The organism is Streptomyces albus subsp. albus, from assembly GCF_000725885.1.
Lineage (GTDB): Bacteria > Actinomycetota > Actinomycetes > Streptomycetales > Streptomycetaceae > Streptomyces > Streptomyces albus.
Map to the genome: position 1 here is coordinate 14,706 of NZ_JODR01000007.1, position 19,238 is coordinate 33,943.

The 19,238-nt window shown below is 76.3% G+C and carries 14 protein-coding genes; all 14 read right to left on the reverse strand.

All coding sequences use genetic code 11. The annotated features are described in order from the left end of the window. Positions 1 to 32: 32 nt before the first annotated feature. On the reverse strand, positions 33 to 410 hold the full coding sequence (locus tag IO40_RS34790) for a DUF4260 family protein (protein WP_016468337.1): 378 nt from the start codon (positions 408 to 410) through the stop codon (positions 33 to 35). Further along, the gene (locus tag IO40_RS0108415; protein ID WP_031175176.1) at positions 407 to 1,537 is read right to left on the reverse strand and encodes an alpha/beta hydrolase; all 1,131 of its coding nucleotides are present in this window, start codon (positions 1,535 to 1,537) and stop codon (positions 407 to 409) included. Before IO40_RS0108415 ends, IO40_RS34790 begins: the two co-directional genes overlap by 4 nt. Continuing rightward, on the reverse strand, positions 1,534 to 2,802 hold the full coding sequence (locus tag IO40_RS0108420; RefSeq protein ID WP_031175177.1) for an FAD-dependent monooxygenase: 1,269 nt from the start codon (positions 2,800 to 2,802) through the stop codon (positions 1,534 to 1,536). The genes IO40_RS0108415 and IO40_RS0108420 overlap by 4 nt, the downstream gene beginning before the upstream one ends. Next, entirely contained in the window at positions 2,792 to 4,129 is a 1,338-nt protein-coding gene (locus tag IO40_RS39655) for a 4'-phosphopantetheinyl transferase superfamily protein (RefSeq protein WP_324604491.1), read from the reverse strand. Before IO40_RS39655 ends, IO40_RS0108420 begins: the two co-directional genes overlap by 11 nt. Next, the gene (locus IO40_RS0108430) at positions 4,026 to 4,892 is read right to left on the reverse strand and encodes a 2-oxo acid dehydrogenase subunit E2 (RefSeq protein ID WP_063830979.1); all 867 of its coding nucleotides are present in this window, start codon (positions 4,890 to 4,892) and stop codon (positions 4,026 to 4,028) included. Before IO40_RS0108430 ends, IO40_RS39655 begins: the two co-directional genes overlap by 104 nt. Then, complete coding sequence (locus IO40_RS0108435; protein WP_030406220.1) at positions 4,889 to 5,116, reverse strand: acyl carrier protein; 228 nt, start codon at positions 5,114 to 5,116, stop codon at positions 4,889 to 4,891. The genes IO40_RS0108430 and IO40_RS0108435 overlap by 4 nt, the downstream gene beginning before the upstream one ends. After that, entirely contained in the window at positions 5,095 to 7,035 is a 1,941-nt protein-coding gene (locus tag IO40_RS0108440) for an HAD-IIIC family phosphatase (RefSeq protein WP_031175180.1), read from the reverse strand. Before IO40_RS0108440 ends, IO40_RS0108435 begins: the two co-directional genes overlap by 22 nt. After that, entirely contained in the window at positions 7,028 to 8,077 is a 1,050-nt protein-coding gene (locus IO40_RS0108445) for a beta-ketoacyl-[acyl-carrier-protein] synthase family protein (RefSeq protein WP_031175181.1), read from the reverse strand. Before IO40_RS0108445 ends, IO40_RS0108440 begins: the two co-directional genes overlap by 8 nt. Next, a complete protein-coding gene (locus IO40_RS0108450; protein WP_031175182.1) occupies positions 8,077 to 11,088 on the reverse strand; it encodes a type I polyketide synthase in 3,012 nt (1,003 codons plus the stop codon). The genes IO40_RS0108445 and IO40_RS0108450 overlap by 1 nt, the downstream gene beginning before the upstream one ends. Positions 11,089 to 11,090: 2 nt before the next feature. After that, positions 11,091 to 11,453, reverse strand: coding sequence for an acyl carrier protein (locus tag IO40_RS0108455; protein ID WP_016468346.1), 363 nt, complete (start codon positions 11,451 to 11,453; stop codon positions 11,091 to 11,093). A 10-nt stretch (positions 11,454 to 11,463) separates the two neighbouring features. Beyond that, on the reverse strand, positions 11,464 to 13,275 hold the full coding sequence (locus IO40_RS0108460) for an acyl-CoA dehydrogenase family protein (RefSeq protein ID WP_016468347.1): 1,812 nt from the start codon (positions 13,273 to 13,275) through the stop codon (positions 11,464 to 11,466). After that, positions 13,269 to 15,101, reverse strand: a complete 1,833-nt coding sequence (locus IO40_RS0108465) for an acyl-CoA dehydrogenase family protein (protein ID WP_016468348.1) — start codon at positions 15,099 to 15,101, stop codon at positions 13,269 to 13,271. Before IO40_RS0108465 ends, IO40_RS0108460 begins: the two co-directional genes overlap by 7 nt. Next, complete coding sequence (locus IO40_RS0108470; protein WP_016468349.1) at positions 15,101 to 16,882, reverse strand: fatty acyl-AMP ligase; 1,782 nt, start codon at positions 16,880 to 16,882, stop codon at positions 15,101 to 15,103. The genes IO40_RS0108465 and IO40_RS0108470 overlap by 1 nt, the downstream gene beginning before the upstream one ends. A gap of 312 nt (positions 16,883 to 17,194) precedes the next feature. Further along, the gene (locus IO40_RS0108475) at positions 17,195 to 19,042 is read right to left on the reverse strand and encodes a glycoside hydrolase family 15 protein (protein ID WP_016468350.1); all 1,848 of its coding nucleotides are present in this window, start codon (positions 19,040 to 19,042) and stop codon (positions 17,195 to 17,197) included. Positions 19,043 to 19,238: the final 196 nt, after the last annotated feature.

Sequence of the window (19,238 nt, forward strand, 5' to 3'; positions counted from 1 at the left end):
CGGCGGACGGCCGTGCCGCGCACCGGGACGGGTCACAGCCTGGAGCCGTCCGCGGCCCGCGGCCCGTAACCCCAGGCCCGGTCCACCGCGATGTGCGCCAGCCATCCGCAGGCGGCCACCGCGGGCCGGCGGCTGCGCACCGCGCGGGCGGCCCCCAGGAGCACCAGCGGCACGCCCGGCGAATGCAGCACGTTGTAGGGGCGTACCGCGTAGCGCGGCAGCGGGTCGAACGTGGGCGCGGACGCGGCACCGTACAGCAGGGCCACGTCCGGCAGCACCGCGCAGGTCCACAGCAGCCGGTCGCGCGGGCCGCCCAGCCGGACGCCCGCGTACAGGGCGGCCAGGCCCGCTGTCGCGCTCAGCGTTCTGCCCCACGGGGTGCGGTAGGTCCACGCCGTGCGGCGTCTCATATCCGTACCCGTCCCTTCCGTGCGCCGCCCAGCCCGGCGGCCGTCCGCAGCAGGGTGCGCCGCGCCGGGTGCACCTCCAGCGTCTCCAGCGCGGCGGCGAGCAGCAGGGGGCGGACCCGGGCCAGTCGGGCGGGTGTGCCGTGCTCGTCGTCGGCGAAGAGCACCTGGCGGGGCGCCCGGGCGTCGCGCAGCAGCACCGCCGCGTCGCTGAGCGGGACGATGCGGTCCCGCAGGGCCGCGACGTAGGTGACGGGCAGCCGCTCCAGTGCGGCCAGCTCCGCGTCGTCCAGCGCCCAGTTCCCCAGCGCCGCCGCCAGACCGTCCTCGGGGTGCCCGGTCAGCCGGGCGAGGGTGCGCAGGGTCGTGGCCGGGAGCCCGGGCCGCCCCAGCGAGTCGGTGAAGAAGTGGCGGACGGGGGCGCCGACGGTGGCCACACCCGCGATGCGGGGGTCGCCGAGGGCGGCGCGCAACGCCAGGTGGCCGCCGAAACTGAGCGCGACGGCGCTGGTGCGGCGCACGTCGGCGCGGCCGGCCAGCGCGTCCAGCAGGGCGGTCACCATGGCCGGGGCGGCGGCGTCGTAGGGCAGGGTGTTCTCGCCGACGCCGGGCAGTTCCGTGACGGCGACGGCGGTGCCCAGCGCCTCGGCCCGCGCCAGCAGCGGCGCCCACTGTTCCTTGACGGACACGATGCCGCCGCACACCAGGATCAGCGGACGCGGCCGGCGCGTGGACAGGCCCGCCGCCCATGCGGCGAACCGGCCGTCCCGGTGGGCGACCTCCACCCGGTCGATGCCGGGGCGGGTGGTGCGCCACCGGTCGAAGGAGCGCACCGCCAGCCGCTGCGCCCGCTCGCGTGCGGGCCCGTCCACGTACGGGAAGCGGGCCAGCGCGTAGTGGCGGGCCGCCGCCAGGTGCCGGCCCCGGGCGGCCAGTCGGTCGCCGGCCCGGCTCCAGACGGCAGGCCAGGAGTCGGGCCCGTCCCCGTGCGCCGTGCCGATCCGCGCCAGCAGGGCGCGGCAGCGGGCTGCCGGGATGCCCTGGGCGCGGGCGTGCAGCGGGGCCAACTCGCGCAGTTCGGCGAGGGACGGCGGACGGCGGGCGACCGCAGGCTGGGCGGTGGAGGTCATACCGGGCTCGCTTCCGCGGCCGGGCGGTGTCGGTCACCGGGCCGCTGTCCGGGGAAGTAGGCGGGGGCCAGTACGCGGCGGCGCAGCGCCGGGCTGGCGCCGACCGTCCGGTACAGGGCCCGGCGCAGCACGGCCGCGCCGGGCCCGGCCAGGGTGAACAGCCGCTCCTGGCGCAGTTGCAGGGCGCGGGAGCGGGCCACGGCCGGCTCCCGCAGCCGCTGGTAGGTCTCGCAGGCGGCGCCGAGTGCCCGGCCCGCCCCGCGCCCCTCCGCCAGGGCCCGGTCGAGCAACGGGGCCAGTTCGGCCGCGTCGGCCAGCGCGTGGTTGACGCCCTGGCCCAGGACCGGCGAGAGGGTGTGCGCGGCGTCGCCGAGGAGGACGACGCCAGGCGCCGACCAGCGGGGCACCTCGGTGGTGAAGATGTCCAGCAGTGCCGTGTCCGACCAGCCGCGCAGCCCCTCCCGGGCGGCGTCGGCCACCTCCGGCGCGAGCGCGGCCAGCCGCCGGCGCAGCGCGTCGAGACCCTGCGCCCGCAGCTGCCGCAGTCCGCCCTTGGGGACGTTGAGGCCGACACGGACCCTGCCGTCGGCGCAGGGCAGGAAGAGGGCGTGGCTGCCGCCCGCGATCCGCACCCGGTAGGCGCGGCGGTCCCAGTCGGCGGGGTGCGGCAGCTTCAGCCACACCACGTCCCGCTCCAGCGGGGTGCGCCGGGCCCGTTCGCCGAGCCCGGACAGGCGGCGCACCGTGCTGTGCCGCCCGTCGGCGCCGACGGTCAGCGCGGCCCGTACCCGCACGGTGCCGTGCGGGGTGACCGCCCGGACCCCGGTGACGGCCGGGCCCGCACCGAGCAGCGCCACGGCGGTGGCGGGCGCCAGCACGGTGCACGGCCCTGGCTGGCGGGCCGTCAGTTCGGCCAGTGCGGACAGCAGGGCCGGCTGCGGCAGCTCCACGGGGTGCCGGTAGCGGTAGGGGAAGTCGGCGAACCGTACGTCGAGGACACGGCGCCCGGCGTCCTCGATCTCCAGCCGGTCCACCCGGTGTGCGGCCCCGCGTACCTGCTCCCAGGCGCCGAGCCCGTCCAGCAGCCGCACGCCGTCCGGTGAGACGGACTCGCCGCGGAACACCGGGCCCGCGCCGCGCCCCGGGTCGCGTCGCTCCAGCAGCACCACGCTGCGGCCCAGCCGGGCCAGCGCCAGTGCCAGGGCCCGGCCGCCGGGTCCGCCGCCGACCACGCACACCTCGGCCTCCACCGTCTCATCCGGCACGGCCGCCTCCCTCCCCCTGTTCCCGCACCGCCCACGCCCCGCCCGCGCCGACGCCGCCCGCGCCGGGGGCGTCGCTTCCGCCGGTCTCTGCGGAGCCGCCGGTCGCGCCCAGGCCGCCGGGGGTTCCACGGGGGCCGTCGGCCCGGCCGGTTCCAGCAGCCCCGGCAGCCCTGTCGGTCCTGTGGCTCCCATGAGAACTGCCGGCCCCGGCGCTCCCATGGGTCCCGTTCGCTCCGTGGGGGCCGTCGATCCGTTGCGGAGCGTCGGCCTCGCGGGCTGCATCCGCCCCGGCGGCCCCAGCGGTACTGCCGGCCCCGCGGGCATCGTCGGTCCGGCGGGCGTCGCCGGTCCGGTCGGTCCGGGTGGCCCCGGCGGTCCGGGTGGCCCCATGACGGCCGTCGGCCGCATGGGGGCCGTCGGTCTCGTGGTGGTCGTCGGTCTCGTGGTGGTCGTCGGTCTCGTGGTGGTCGTCGGTCTCGTGGTGGTCGTCGGCCAGGGCGGCGATGAGGCCCGCGTCCAGCATGGTGGCCGCCGCGGTGTCCGCGGTGTCGCCGAAGCCCGCGTCGAAGAGGGCGACGCTCACGGTGTAGGCCCGGTCGACCAGGCAGGTGTGGAACGTCCACTCCTCCCCCGTGCCCGGGGAACCGTCCGGCCGCAGCACCTGGACGTCGCGGTCCTGCGGGCCGAACCCGAACTCCGTGAAGCGGAACCGCATGCCCTGCCCGATGGCCTTGCTGTACGCCTCCTTCAGCGTCCACAGCCGCACCAGCGCCGCGTTCCGCCGTTCCTCGGCGATCTGCGCGAGGGTGCGCCGCTCGTACGGGGTGCACACCTGGTTCTCGGTGCCCAGCCCCAGCATGGGCCGGTCCTTGGCCTCCGCGTCCACCCCGATCCAGCCGCGCCGGGTGAGGCCGACCAGCAGCAGGTTCTCGGTGTGGCTGAGGCTGATGTCGATCTGGTCGAGCCCGCGCAGATAGGGGCGGCCACCGGGCTTGTAGGCCAGCTCCACCGTCTCGGGGGCGGCCTCGATGACGGCGCAGGCGACATGTTTGAGCAGCAGCCGTGACGCCACGAAACGGGACCTGACCTGCGGGTGCGTCATCGCCCGGAAGCGGGCGTGGTCGCGGCCCAGCAGCGGGCGCAGCCCGGGGTCGTCCAGGTCCGCGGGCAGCCAGTCGTCCAGCCGCGCGTGCACGACGACGCTGCCGTGGCTCTCGACCGCCTCACGGACCTGATCCCACGGTCCCTTCGGCCCCCTCATCCGCACCGGGCGGGCGAAGGGCTCCGCTTGCCGCTCGTCCGTCGCGGGGCCCAGGAAGATCGCCATGCCAGCCCTCCAGGCGTGTCACCACGCCGTCGAGTACGTCCGCTGCCGCTGCTCCGTCGAGCACCCTGTGGTCGAAGGTCAGTGAGAGGCGCAGTACGGGGGCGGCCCGCACCCGGCCGCCCCGCACGAGGGGCCGCTGGACGACCCGTGCCGCGCAGAAGGTGACGGCGGCACCGCCGTACGCGTGGAAGACGTCCACCGCGCGGTGGCCCAGCGAACTGACCGCGAAGGTGCCCATCCGCCGCTCCCGCGCGGCCGGCCCCCGCATCCCCAGGCGGAACGCCAGTTCGCCGAGCGGGGGCGGCAGCACGCACAGCGCCCGCACCGCACGGGCTCCCGGCAACTCGCCCGGCGCGGCCCGCCGGTAGCGGTCCACCAGGTCCTGCACACCGTCCAGGGGCAGGCTCTCCAGCCCCGGCAGTACGACGGTGCGCACCGTGCGGGTGCCGTCCTCGGCGGGGGTGTCGAGCGCCAGTTTCGCGGACACCCCGGGCCCCGGCAGGGGGACGGTGCGCGGGCGCAGCAGCCCGGTGGCCACGGCGCGGGCCTCGGGGTGCGCGGCCACCACCCGGGCCGCCGCGTGCAGCAGGTAGGTCACGTACGCGTAGCGGCGGCCCCGGGCGCGGGCGGCGGCGCGGTGCGCCGCCACCCGGGTCATGTCCACCTCGGCGCCCAGGTGCACGGGGGCGGCGGCAGCGGCCCAGCGCAGGAAGTAGCGGGTGGGCCGGCGGGCCGCCGAACCCGTCGGCGCGGGCCGGTTCACGGGTGCACCGCCACGGCCCAGATCTCGCGCAGGGTACGGGCCTCAAGCATCCGGTCGACGGGGACCCGGCGGCCCAGCGCGGTCTCCAGCAGGGCGACCAGCCGCAGCAGGTGGACCGAGTCCCAGCCGTCGAGCTGTGCCAGCTCGACGGCGGCGTCCGCGGGCCGCAGCGCCGTACCCAGTTCGGTGTTGGCCAGCTCGATCAGTTCCTCGACGGTGCGCATGCGCTCACCTCCGTCTCGCCGTCCCGGTGCGGCAGCCGCAGGCGCAGCTCCACGTGTCCGGGGAGGTCACCGATGTGGCCGAGGGGGTGCGTGTAGCCGGTGGCGCCACCGCCGGCCTCCGGCGCGGTGCGGGGCCGGAAACCGTGGGTCTCCAGCAGCCCGCGCAGGGCCGCGTTGGCGCGGGTGGGGCGCCAGCAGGTGTGCACGGCGGTGTGCCCGGTGCCGCGTGCGGCCCGCAGCAGCCCGCCGAGTACGGCCTCCTCGACGCCGCGGCCCAGCACCCGGCAGCTGAGCAGCAGGGCGTCCAGGTGCAATGCGCCCTCCCCGGTGCGGGCCAGCGCCGCTCCGGCGACGCCGTCGTCACCGAACCGGTCGGCCACCCGGACGGCGAGCACCAGTCCGCCGGGCGCGGCGGCGTACCGGCGTACCTCTTCGGTGCTCAGCCGGGCCCCGGTCAGGTTGAACCGGTTGGTGCGCAGGCTCAGTTGGGAGACCCGGGCCGTCTCGTGGTCCTGGGCGGGGCCCACCTCCACCCGCACGCCCAGTCCGGCCAGGAACGCGTGGTGGTCCACGGCCTTGGTCCGCAGCCGGTCGCGGGCGGCGCGTTCGGCGTAGCGGGCGGGCCGCCGCCGGTCCTCGTCGGTGAGGTCGGGGGTGTCGAACCAGCCGTCGGCCAGCAGCCGTTCGGGGTGCAGCGCGGGCTCGCCGTCCAGCGGTAGGACGGCCGCACCGGGGACGCCCGCCGCGACGCTCTCCTGCTCGAAGCGCAGGTCGTCGGCGAAGACGACGGACTCCGGCGCGATGCCCAGCCGGGCGGCGATGGTGCGCACGCCCTCCGCCTTGGAGCCCCAGTCGGCGACGACGGTCTGGAAGTCGCCGGCGCCCAGCGGGAACTCCGGGTGGCAGGCCAGGGCACGGGCCACCGGGCCGGGGTCGTTCTTGCTGCACACCGCGAGCAGGACCCCTTGGGACGCGAGCTGTTTGACGGTGCGCTGGAAGGCACCGAAGGCGGCGCCGCGCAGGCTGCCCGCCGCACTGACCCCCCGGGGCCCGTCCTCGGCGAGCACCCCGTCCCACAGGGTGCCGTCCAGGTCGAGGACGAGGCACTTCTTGGCGGCGCCGCGCAGCCCGCGGACGAGGTGGGCGGCCTCGCGGGCGTAGCCGGCCAGCAGCGGGCCGGCGCAGTGCGCGTCGGCGTAGGCGCCCAGGCGGGGGTCGTCGGCGCGGGCCCCGGCGCTGGTGACCGGTTCCAGGTCGAGGACGGCGAGCCCGGCCGAGGGGCGGGCCAGGAACAGCAGGTCGGCGGTGAACTGCCGCCACAGGCCGCCCAGTTCGGCGCGGTGCGCGTGCGAGGTGAGCTGGTGGGTGTGGCGGCGCAGCAGCGGCACGGTGTTCAGCACGAGGACGGCCCCGGCGGGGGCGTGCGCGGCGTGCGCCTCGGCGAGCTGGGACAGCAGCCGCAGTTGCCGTTCGGCGGCGACGCTCACGTCGAGGGGCTGCCACGGTACGGGTACGGCGTCCCACACGGTCCACGGGTCGAGGAGGCAGAGGGTGACCTCGGGGCGGTGCGCGTACAGCGCGGAGTGCGGGTCGGACAGGTCGCCGACGTAGGTGCCGGAGCCGGACAGGTGGAAGCGGGGCAGCAGTCCGTGCCGGGCCAGTTCGGCGGCCAGTGGGGGCACCGCCTCGGTGACGGTGCCGCGCCCGGTCACCGCGATCCGCACGGTGGGGGTGCCGGGGTGGTGGCGCAGCACTTCGTCGGGGTCGAGGCCGGCCAGCAGTCTGCCGGCCGCGGCGAGGTCGTCGGCGCCGGCCCGGGCCAGCAGCCGCGGCAGCTCGGGGTGGGCGGCGGCCGTGCCGCCCCGTTCGTGCAGGGCCCGCAGCAGGTCGGCCGGGGATTCCGGGCGGTGCTCAGCCATGGGGTGCCTCCACGGTGCAGCCGGCGCGGATCCACTTGCTGGACTCGACGGCCAGGACGAGCGCGCGCCGGCCGGGGTCCAGCTTCGGCAGCAGGCGTTCCAGTTGGAGCAGGACCAGCGCGTTGCCGTTGTTGCCGGTCTCCGCGACACAGGAGACCGGCTCCCACTCGAAGCCGGCCCGAAGTTCGCTCGCGAGCCGTGCGGTCATCCACCCGCTCAGCTGCGGCGGCAGCAGGTGTCCGACCGTCTCGGGCGGCCAGCCGGAGGCGGCCAGCAGATCGTCGCGCTCGGCGCGGGCCAGCAGCGGCACCCGGTGTTCGACGGCTTTGTAGTCCTCGGTGACGGCGGGCCCGGGTGGGGTGCCCGACCGCAGGGCGCCGCTCAGCTCGGCGGTGCCGTACCACTCGACGCGCTGGCCGGGCGGCAGTCCCGGGCCGGCCAGGCGGTGCTCGATGTGGCCGAGGACGGCGCGGCTGCCGGGGCGGGGCCGGCCGCCGACGACGACGGCGCCCGCACCGTCGCCGAACAGTACGTGGTTGACGAGGGCGTCCGGCGGCAGCCGGTGGAAGTCCTGGTCCAGGTCGAGGTGTTTGCTGCACACGTCTCCGCCGACGACCAGCCCGACGCGGTCGGGGCGGGCGGCCAGCAGCGCGTCGGCGAGGGCGAGGGCCTGGAGCGCGCCGCTGCATCCGGACTGGATCTGGTAGGCGGCGGCGCCGTCCAGGCCGAGCCGGTCGGCGAGCAGCGCGGCGACGGTGGGCATCAGCGCGTCGGGGGTGGCGGTGGCCAGGACGACGAAGGCGACCTCGGACGCCTCGGTCCCGGCGTCGGCCAGTGCCCGGTCGGCCGCGTCGGTGCACAGGTCCTCCAGCGTCCAGCGCACCCGGCCGCTGTCCAGGTCCACGGCGAAGTGCCGGGTGCGGGTGCCGATGAACGTCTCCACCCAGGCCGAGGACAGGCCCAGGCGGTCGGCGAGCCGCTCGTTGCCGACCGGTTCGCCCGGCAGGGCGCTGCCGCATCCCAGCAGGTGGAGGCCGCTCATCACACCACCGCCGGGGTGAGGAGGCCGCGCAGATAGCCGGCCAGGGAGCCGATGCTGACGAGGCTGGAGAGCATCTCCGGCAGCGAGAGTTCACCCACTTCGGGGAACCGGGCCTCCAGCCGGTGCTTGAGTTCCATCAGCATCACGGAGTCGAAGCCCAGATCGTCGTAGAAGCGCAGTTCCTCGTCGAGTTCGCCGGGGGCCGTGTCGAGGATGTCGGCGACGACCTCCCGCACCCCGGCGCCGACCAGGGCGTCGAGCCCGGCGCCCGCCGCTTGCGGCGCCGGTCCCGCTCCCCGTCCGGTCTCCGGGGCGGACTCCGGCTGCCGGTGCTCGGGCTGTGCGGCCGGCTGCGTGGACGGCTGGGCGGACGGCTGCGTGGACGGCTGTGCGGGCCCGTCCGGCGGCCGGCACCAGGAGCGCCAGCGGGTGGCGAACAGGTGCGGCGTCATCCGCACGGTGCGCCGGTCGGCCGGCGCGTAGAGGGCGTCCCAGTCGAGGTCCAGCCCGTCCTGGTGGAGGCGGGCGGCCAGCCCCGCCAGGTCCGCGGGCCCCGCGTCGGCGCCCCGGCACACGGGCAGGGCCGGGATGCGGCGGGCCGCGGGGATGCGCCGCAGCAGCCGGGTGAGCACGGGTTTGGGACCGATCTCCACCAGGTGCGTGGGGGCTTCGGCGCACAGCGAGCCGACGGCCTCCTCGAACCGTACGGTCGCCGGGATCTGCTCCCGCCAGTACGCGGCGTCGAGCGGGACGCCCTCGGGCAGCCGGCCGCCGCGCACGGTGGAGTGGAACGGTACCCGCGGCCGGGCCGCCCCGACGGTGCCGGCCGCGTGGGTGAAGGCGTCCAGCACCGGCTCCATCAGCGGGGAGTGGAAGGCGTGCGAGACCGTCAGCCGGGTGCAGCCGACGCCCTCGTCCTCCAGGTGCCCGCGGATCCGCTCCAGCGCGGCCAGTTCGCCCGACAGCACGGTGGCGCCGGGCCCGTTGAGTGCGGCGACGGCGCACCGCGGCTCCCCGGCCACCAGCTCGCCGACTTGCGGTGCCGACGCCCGCACGGCGAGCATGCCGCCGCCCTCGGGCAGCCGCTCCATCAGGGCGCCGCGCACCGCGACGAGCCGGGCCGCGTCCGGCAGCCGCAGTGCCCCGGCGCACACGGCGGCGGCGAACTCGCCGATGCTGTGCCCGAGCACGGCCACCGGCCGCACTCCCAGGCCGCCGAGCGTGGCGGCCAGCGCGTACTCGACGGCGAACAGGGCGGGCTGGGTCAGCCCGGTGCGGTGCACGTCGCCGCCGTCCAGGATGAGCCGGTGCACCGGCTGCCCGAGCCAGGGCAGCAGCGCCTCGGACGCCTCGCGCAGATGGCGGCGGTAGAGCGGGGAGCCCGCGTAGAGCGCTGCGGTCATCCCCGGGTACTGGGCGCCCTGGCCGGTGAAGACGAAGGCCACGGCGGGCCTCGGCCCGCCAGCGGCCGGGTCGAGCGGTGCCTCGGCGGCCGTCAGCAGCTCGTCCGCCACCTGCCCGGCCGAGCCCGCCACCGCGGCGAACCGGTAGGGCCGAGCGGACCGCACCCGGTTGCTGGTGCGGCACAGCGCGGCCAGATCGTCCTCGGGCACGGCGCGGACCGCCGCCGCCTGGGCCCGCAGGTTCTCGCGCAGGCTGTCGGGGGTGTCGGCGGAGACGGTGAAGACGCCGGCCGCCGTGCCGCCGCCGTCCCGCGGGGGCCCGGCCGGGCGCGGCGGCGGGCCGAGTACGAGGTGCGCGTTGGTGCCGCCCATGCCGAAGCTGGAGACGCCCACCCGGCAGCCGGGCCCTTCCGCGGCCAGGTCCAGCGGTGCCGTCACGCGTTCCATCCCGCGCCGGGCCAGCCCCAGTTGCGGATTCTCCGGGCCGTCCACGGGCCCGGCCGGGACGGTGCCGTGGTGCAGTGCCAGTACGGCCTTGATCAGCCCGGCGACACCGGCCGCGCCCTCGGTGTGGCCGACGGCGGCCTTGGCGGAGCCGAGCGCGAGCGGAGTGGTGCGGGGTCCGCGACGGGCACCGAGCGCGTCGTCGAGGGCCAGCACCTCGATGAGGTCGCCCAGCGCGGTGCCGGTGCCATGCGCCTCGACGTAGCGCACCTGCCCGGGTGCGGCGCCGGCCCGCTCGAGCGCCGCGGTGACGACCTCGCGCTGTGCCGCGCGGTGCGGGGCCATGATGCCGTTGCTGCGGCCGTCCTGGCCCACCGCGCTGCCGTGCACGACGGCGTGCACGAGGTCGCCGTCACGCACCGCGTCCGCCAGGCGGCGCAGGACGACGACGCCGACGCCCTCGCCGCGGCCGATGCCGCCGGCCCCGGCGGCGAACGGCCGGCACCGCCCGTCGGCGGCGGCCAGCCCGGCGAGCTGGTAGATCCGGTCCAGTGCGGTGCCCAGGACGAGGTTGACCCCGCCGGCCAGCGCCAGGTCGCACTCGCCGGCCAGCAGCGCCGTGCACGCCAGGTGGACGGCGACCAGGGACGAGGAGCAGGCGGTGTCCACGGTCAGGCTGGGCCCGCGCAGATCGAGCTGGTAGGCGAGCCGGTTGGCCAGCATGGCGCGTCCGCTACCGGTGCCGGTGCGCGGCGTGATGCCTTCCGGGTCGGCCAGCGCCAGCCGCGTCCAGTCGTCCGACATGGCGCCCACGTAGCTGCCGGTGCGGCTGCCGGCCAGCTCGGACGGCGACCGCCCGCTGTCCTCGACGGCCCGCCACGCGCACTGGAGCAGCAGCCGCTGCTGGGGGTCCATGGCGGCGGCCTCGGCGGTGGGGATGCCGAAGAAGCCGGGGTCGAAGGCGTCCGCGTCGGCGAGGAAGGCGCCCGGGTGGCCGGGGCGGAACCGGGAGGGCGCAGGGTCACCGGCCGGGTGCGCCGTACCGTTCAGCAGCCGCCAGTAGGCCGCCGGGTCGGGCGCCCCGGGGAACGCGCAGTCGAGCCCGACGACGGCGACGGCGCGCGGGCCCGCGCCGTCGGGGCCCGTGGCCTGCTCCTGTGGCACGGTCACACCTCCGCCGGTCCGTGGGCGGCGCCGGGGCCGCGCCGGGCGTACTCGTCAGCCAGGTGGCGGGCCAGCGCCTCGACGCTGGGGTGGTCCCAGGCGACGGTGGGCTCCAGATAGAGGGCGAACTCCTCCTCGATGTCGCCGTAGAGGCTGAGCGCGGCCACCGAGTCGAGCCCGTACTCGGCGAACGGGGTCCGCGGGTCGATGCTGCCGGCGGGCCGCTGGAGGAACGCGGCCAGCCGTGCGGTCAGCCAGTCGGCGAAGGCGCCCGGCCCCCACCCGGCGCCGGGCCCGTCCGGTGCGGCCGGCGGCCTGCCCGCGGACGGCTCGGGGGGCTGCGCCCCGGTCTGTTGCGCCACCATGTCAAGCTCCTCAGCCGGCGAGCGGGGTGTCGTACAGGTCGTAGCTGCGGCCCTCGTGGAAGCGGGCCAGCACCTCGTCGAGCAGGTGCTCCTCCCAGCCGTCGGGCAGCTTCGGCAGCGGGCGGCCCAGCCGTCTGGCGAGGCGGGTGAGCGCGAGCGCGGGCCAAACGGGCGAGGCGAGGAACCCCGACGGGCCGCCCGCGCCCGGCGCGTCGCCCTCCTGGCCGCACCACACGCCCAGGCAGGCGGCGGCTGCCAGCAGCAGCGCGTACCGGTCGGCGATGGCGTAGGCGCGGGGGTTGGCCAGCACGGTGCGGTCCCTGGCGGGCATGGCGGCGCACTCGTCGCGCAGGCTGCGCAGTTCCGCCGCCATCTCGCCGGCCAGCGCGCCCAGCGCCTCCGCGTACTCCCCCGCCCGTGCGGCGTGCCGCCCCGCCAGTGCGTCGGCGGCGCCCGCCAGCGAACAGGCCAGCCCGTCGCCGGTGGCCACCAGGCCCAGCAGCGAGGGGTCCAGGGGCGGCAGCGGGTCCCGGACGCGGAAGAGGGCTTCGGGCGCGGGCTGCCCGCCGTCCCACGCGGTGCGGGCCAGCCGGGGCAGCTGCGGGATGATCGTGGCCTGGCAGGCGGCGGTGCCCGCGTGGCCCAGGCTGATCATCGGCAGGTCCCGTACGTGTTTCTGGAAGGCGCCGTACTCGCCGCCGCGCACGTAGAAGTTGGCGCCCAGCACGATGGACAGGTCGTAGGTCGTCTCCGTCAGCAGCTTGGGCAGCAGGTACTTGACGGCGGCGGCGTACACGCTGGTCTGGTCGGGCAGCAGGTGGACGGCGCGGGTGGCTGCCAGGGCCAGGCAGTCGGACACCAGCAGGTCCACGAAGGCGCCCACCAGCGTGGCGCGGGCGTGCGGGATGTCCAGCACCGACCGGTTGTACAGCCGCCGGTCCAGCGCGAAGCCGACCGCGGTGCGCAGCGCGGTGTCGCCGCCGCCCAGGATCATCGAGGGGACGACGCTGCGGGTGATCTGGAAGGAGCGCAGCGCCAGTTCGACGCCGTCGCCCGGTCCGCCGACGAGCGCGTCGGCCCCGACGGGGCAGCCGCTGAACTCCACGCCCGCGTTCTGGCAGCCGCGCACCCCGACGGTGGCGTAGCGCGGCAGGTACCGCAGGTGGCGGCGCCCGCCGTCGGGGAGCCGGTCCTTCTCCACGAGCAGCACCGAGTGGCTGCGGCTGCCCGGCTCCTGCGAGGTGCGGCTGAAGAGCACCAGCGCCTCGGCCCGCACCACGTTGTTGATGACCTGTTTCGCGCCGTCCAGCACGAACGAGCCGTCGGCCAGCGGGGTGGCGCGGAACTCGTTGCGCACGAAGTCGTTGCCGTGCGCCAGCTCGTGGTAGGCGATGGCCAGCCGGCCGCCGCCCAGCAGCAGATCGGCGACCCGGCGCCGCTGCTCGGGCGTACCGGCCGCCCATACGGCGACGGCGGCGAGGAAGGAGGTGACGCCGTAGCCCAGGCCCAGGCTGGCGTCCCGCCGGAAGACGGTGCGCAGCACCCGGCCCAGGGTGTCGACGCGCTCCAGCCTGCCGCCCAGCGCGCGGGGCACGAACTCGGCGTTGAGGCCGAAGCCGGTCAGCATCTCCTCGGCCTCGGCGAGCAGTTCGCCGCGCTCGTCGGCGGCGAGCAGCGCGGCCAGTCCGAGCGGGTTGTCCGGGTCCGAGGGGTCGCCGAAGCGGCGCTCCAGGTCGGCGATCCGCCGCTGGACGGCCCGTTCCTCCGCCTCCGGCCCGGCAGCGCCGGTGGCCGCCGTGTCCTGTCCGGTACGGGTCAGCACGGCGGTCCCTCCGCGGTGCGGCGCGGGTACAGGGAGAACAGCTCCCCCGCCGCGTACTGTGCGGCCATCCGCTCCAGCAGTCGCTCGTACAACGGTTCCCGCATCTCTTCCTCCACCCCCCAGGCCCGGGGCAGCGCCCCCGTGCTCCCGGGCACAGATTCCTCCAGGCGGCTCGAAAGCCGGTCCAGTACGGCCTCGAGCCACAGTGGGGACGGCTGACCGCCCCCGTCGCCGTACCGCCACAGGCCCACGGCGCAGGCGGCGGCGAAGCAGGCGCTGTAGCCGCGCGCCAGCTCGAAGGCGTCCGCCGGGGGCCCGGCCGGGGCGGGGCGCACGGCCGCCATCCGGGTGTGCAGTGCGCGGCAGGCGCCCGTCAGGGTGCGGGCGCTGCGGGCGGCACCGGCCAGCCGGGGGTCGCAGGACGCGGCCCGGGCGAGGGCGTCCGCGCCGGCCGGGAGCGATCCCATCAGGGCGCTGCCGTCGCGGGCGAACAGCCGCAGCCGTGCGGGCGACAGCGCGGGCAGCGGGCCGGCCGGACCGAAGGTGGCCGCCTGCCAGTCGCTCCCGTCCGGCTCCGCTTCCCGTCCGGGCCGGGCGGGAAGCGGCCCGGCGGCGAACGTGCGTGCCAGGGTGCGGAACTGGGCGGTGAGCGCGTACAGGTTCACCATCGTGTTGCCGTCGAAGATGCCCACGATGCGGTGGTCGCGCTCCAGTTTCTGGAACCGGCCGTGCGCGTAGTGGTCGCTCAGGTACGCGCGGGCCCCCAGTACCCCGCGCAGCCTCTCCAGCAGCCGGTCCACGAGGGTGGGCACCAGGTATTTGGCGACGGCGGAGGTGACGCTCAGCTCGCCCGGCAGGGTGTGGATGCTGCGCGCGGCGACGGTGCTGAGCGCCTCGGCGGCGAGCAGGTCGGCGTAGCACTCGGCGAGGGTGCGGCGCACCAGCGGCAGCTCGGTCATCCGCCGCCCGTACAGCCGCCGTTCCCGGGCGAAGCCCAGTGTGAGCCGGAGCCCGTGATCGGCGGCGCCCAGGGAGAGTGCCGTGCACAGCGACCGGGTGATCTGGAGCGCCTTGAGCACGGTCTCGGGGCCCTCGCCCTCCCGTCCGACCAGGCAGTCGGCTCCCACGGGTGCCCCGTCGAAGGCGATGCCGCTGATGTCGGCGCCGCGGATGCCGAGGGTGGGCACCTTGGGCAGGGTGCGGTAGCTGCCCGGCGGCAGCCGGTCCTTGTCGACCAGCAGCAGGCTGAAGCCGCGGGGCCCGCCGCCGGGGTCGGTGCGGGCCAGCAGGCACACGAGGCGGCCCCGGGTCGCGTTGTTGATGAGCCACTTCTCGCCGGTGACGCGGTAGCCGCCGGCGAGCGGTTCGGCCACCACCTCGCCGGCCATCAGGTCGCTGCCGTGGGTGCGTTCGGTCAGTCCGAGACAGACCGGTTCGCCCGCCCGTACGATTTCCGCCAGCCGGCCGGCGCCCCGCTCGTCCCCGGCCACCCAGATGCACACGGCGCCCAGGAACGTCTTGCCGTGGCCGACGGCCACGGTCAGATCGCGGCGGGCCAGGGTGCGGACGATCTCCAGCAGCTGCGGCATCTCGGTGAGCGCGCCCCCGTACTCGGCGGGCACGTAGTAGTGCGGGAGCCCGAGCCGGTCGAGTGCGGCGCACGCGTCGGCGGGGAAGGCTTCGGCGGCGTCCTGGCGGGCGGCTGCCGCGTACCCCAGTGGTCCGGCCGGGCCGGTGGGGTCGCCCAGCCGGGCGTCCAGCTCCTCCCCCAGCGTCCGGCCGGGCGGCGCGCCCCCTTCGCCGGGCCGCTGTCGTGCCGTCGTCATCAGCGTTCCCCGGCGCCGCGGCCGGCGGGCCGCGCGTCCGTCCCGCCGGCGACCAGTCTGCGCACCTCGGGGGCGACGACCTCGTGCAGCGGGCGGATCTGCCCCGCCAGGAACATCTGCCGCATGGCGCCGCGCTGGAGCTTGCCGCTGGTGGTGCGGCGGACGGTACCGGGCCGCACCAGCAGCACGTTCTCCGCCGCCACCTCGAACTCCTCGGCCACGCGGCTTTGCACCGCCGCCGCCAGGGAGGCCAGCTCCGTCTCGAAGTCGCGACCGGTGCGCACCTCCTGGACGACGACGACATGGTCGCGGTCCGACTCCACGGAGAACGCCGCACTCGACCCGAACAGCGCGCTGACCCGCTGCACGCTGCGCTCGATGTCCTGCGGGTACAGATTCCGCCCGGCGACGATCATCAGGTCCTTCAGCCGCCCGGTGACGAACAGTTCGCCGCCGTCGAGCGCCCCCAGGTCCCCGGTGCGCAGGAAGCCGCCGCTGCCGTCGGCCGTCACCGCGCGGAACGCCTGCCCGTTCTCCAGCGGCCGGTTCCAGTAGCCGTGCCCGACGCTGTCGCCGCGCACCCACACCTCGCCGACCCGCCCGTCCGGCAGTTGTGCGTGGCTCTCGGGGTCCACGATCCGCACCTCGCAGCCGCGCGGGATGCCACAGCTGACCAGCCGGCGCGTCGGCCTGCCCGGCCGGGGCCCGCGCAGCCCGTGGTGCTCCAGCTCCCCGGCGTCCACGGTGCGCTCCCGCGCGGTGACGCCGGGCACCCCGCCGCAGACCAGCAAGGTGGCCTCGGCCAGCCCGTAGCAGGGGTAGAAGGCGGAGCGGCGGAACCCGGCGGGTGCGAACCGTTCGGCGAACGCGTCCAGCGTCTCGGCCCGCACCGGTTCGGCGCCGTTGACCGCCGTCTCCCAGCGTGCGAGGTCCAGCCCGGCCAGCTGCTCGTCGGTGACGCGGCGCACGCACAGGTCGTAGCCGAGGTTGGGTCCGCCGCCGGTGGTGATGCCGTACTCGTCGATCATGCGCAGCCAGTTGACCGGGCGTCTGACGAAGCCGACCGGTGACATCAGCACCCCTCTGCCGCCCAGCCACAGCGGGTGCAGCAGATGCCCGGCCAGGCCCATGTCGTGGTGGAACGGCAGCCAGCCGCCGACCACCGAGTCGGGGCCGGTGCGCATCGCCTGCCGTACGGCCTCCTGGTTGGCGAGCATGTTGCGGTGCGTGACCATCACGCCCTTGGGTTCGCTGACGGACCCCGAGGTGTACTGGAGGTAGGCCACGTCGTCGGGGAAGAGCCCCGGCTCCCGCCAGTCGTCGGGGGCGCTCGGCGTGGCACGGTCGGTGGCCAGGCACACCACGTCCGCGTGGCCGGTGGTGGCCAGCAGCTGGGAGACGGCGGAGGCGTTGTCCGAGTCCGTCATCAGATAACTGACGGCGGCGTCCCGCACGATGGCCGCGACGCGCTCCACGTTCTGCCGGGCACCGCCGGGCGGCGGCGCCGGCACGGCCACGGCGCCGGCGAACAGGCAGCCGAGGAAGCTGGTGACGAACTGCTCGCCGTCGGAGTGCAGGATCAGCACCCGCTGCCCGTGGCAGCCCCGCTCCTGGAGCCAGGCGGCCAGCCGCAGGGCCCGCCTGCCCAGTTCGCCGTAGCTGAGGGGGTCCGCCTCCAGCACCCCCTCGCGGCCCGCCCGGACGAACTGGTACGCGGTCGCATCGGGCCGCTCGTGGATTCTGCACAGCGCGAGTTCCGTGAAATTCCCGGGCACAGCCATCATCGCCCCCATAGCCCCGTTGGCGACCCGCCAGAGTGCGGGCCCTCTCGGATGACCGACGAACCGTCATCGTGGGGCAGAGGGTGACTCCGGCCTCTCAAGCCCACCTCTATTCACCGTGGACCGCCCCTCCTGCTGCTGCCCCATGTCGCTGTACGGCATCAGCCACAGCTGTCCGTACGTGGACAGCGCCCGCCACACCGCCGCCAACGCCCTGCGCACCCACACACCGGCCTCCCCACTGCCCGGCCCCTCGCGGGGCCCGCCTCGTCCTCCGGGCGGCCAGCGTGCGGGCCGCCGCTCGACGGCCGCTCAGGCCCCGTCCCCTCCCAGCCGCAGCGCCGCGTCGATCAGCGGGACGTGGCTGAAGGCCTGCGGGAAGTTGCCGACCAGCCGCCCGCGCCGCGTGTCCCACTCCTCCGCGAGCAGGCCCACGTCGTTGCGCAGCTCCAGCAGCCGTTCGAACAGCCGCCGTCCCTCGGCCCGGCGGCCGATGAGGGCGAGGTCGTGCGCCAGCCAGAAGGAGCAGGCGAGGAAGACGCCCTCCCCGCCGGGCAGCCCGTCGCCTGACGCGCCACCGCCCCGGTCCGGGCCGTCCGCCAGGGGGTAGCGGCGGACGAAACCGTCCTCGCACAGCTCCCGGCGCACCGCCTCCACGGTGCCGGCCACCCGCGGGTCGCCGGGCGGCAGGAACCCCACCTGGGGGATGAGCAGCAGCGAGGCGTCCAGCTCGCGCGAACCGTAGGACCGGGTGAAGGTGTTGCGGTCGGCGTCGTAGCCCTTGGCGCACACCTCCTGGTGGATCTCGTCGCGCAGCGCCCGCCACCGGGCGAGCACGGGGCCGCTCGACCCGAGTGCGGTCAGCCGCCGCACGGTACGGTCGGCGGCCACCCACGCCATCACCTTCGAGTGGGTGAAGTGCCTTCTGGGGCCGCGCACTTCCCAGATGCCCTCGTCGGGGTCGCGCCAGTGCGACTCCAGATGGTTCATGAGTTTCATCTGGAGGATGTGCGTCCCGTCGTCGCCGGCCTTTGGTCCGGGCGTGAGCCGGGCGGTGCGGGCCAGCCACAGGGCGTCGACGACCTCCCCGTACACGTCGAGCTGGAGCTGGGCGGCGGCGCCGTTGCCGATACGGACGGGCCGCGAGCCCTCGTACCCGGGCAGCCAGGGCAGTTCGGACTCGGCCAGCTCCCGCTCCCCGGCCACCCCGTACATGATCTGGAGGTTCTGCGCGTCCCCGGCGACGGCCCGCAGCAGCCACTCGCGCCACTCGCGGGCCTCTTCGCGGTAGCCGGTGCGCAGCAGCGCGCCCAGGGTCATGGCCGCGTCCCGCAGCCAGGTGTAGCGGTAGTCCCAGTTGCGGACGCCGCCGATCTCCTCGGGCAGCGAGGTGGTGGGAGCGGCGACGATCCCGCCCGTCGGTGCGTAGGTGAGGGCCTTGAGGGTGATCAGTGACCGCATCACCGCCTGCCGCCACGGCCCCGTGTAACGGCACCGCGCGGTCCACTCGGCCCAGAACCGCTCGGTGCCCGCCAGCAGCCGGGCCGCGTCCGGGCGGGGCGGGGCCGGGCGGTGCGAGGGCTGCCAGCTGAGGGTGAGCGCCACCCGCTGCCCCGGGGCGACGGTGAAGTCGGCGTAGGTCGTCAGGTCACCGCCGTAGGTCTCCGCGTCGGTGTCCAGCCACAGCGAGTCGGGGCCGGCGACCGCGACCGTGCGCCGCGGCGTTCCCGTTCCGTCCGGGTCCACCCGCCGCACCCACGGGACGACTCGGCCGTAGCTGAAGCGTGGCCGCAGCGCGGACCGCATGGTGACCCGCCCGCGCACGCCCTCCACGATCCGCACCAGGACGGGCGCGGCGTCCTGGCGCGGCGGCATCAGGTCCAGGACCCGTACGGTGCCCTCCGGTGTGTCCCACTCGGACTCCAGGACGAGGGAGTCCCCGCGGTAGCGGCGTCGTGCGGCGGCGCTCGCGGCACCCGCACCGACGGCCGCGGGCGCCAGCCGCCAGCAGCCGTGCTCGTCGCCGCCGAGCAGGCCCGCGAAGACGGCGGGCGAGTCGAAGCGGGGCAGACACAGCCAGTCCACCGAACCGTCCCTGGCGACCAGCGCCGCGGTCTGCATGTCCCCGATCAGCGCGTAGTCCTCGATCAGCGTCGCCATCCGGCCTCCCCGCGAGCTGCCCGCCGGTCCGCGTCGGGCCCTGCACGGCCCACGGCTGCCGCCAGCACAGACGGCTGGGCTGGAGACTCGCTGGAGGCCGGCTCGGCCACGGGCGCGGTCCGCCGCGCGGGGCGCGGGGGCGGGGGCGAGGGGCCGTGGTGCGCGGGCACGCGGTTTTGTCGGTGCGCGGGCATCC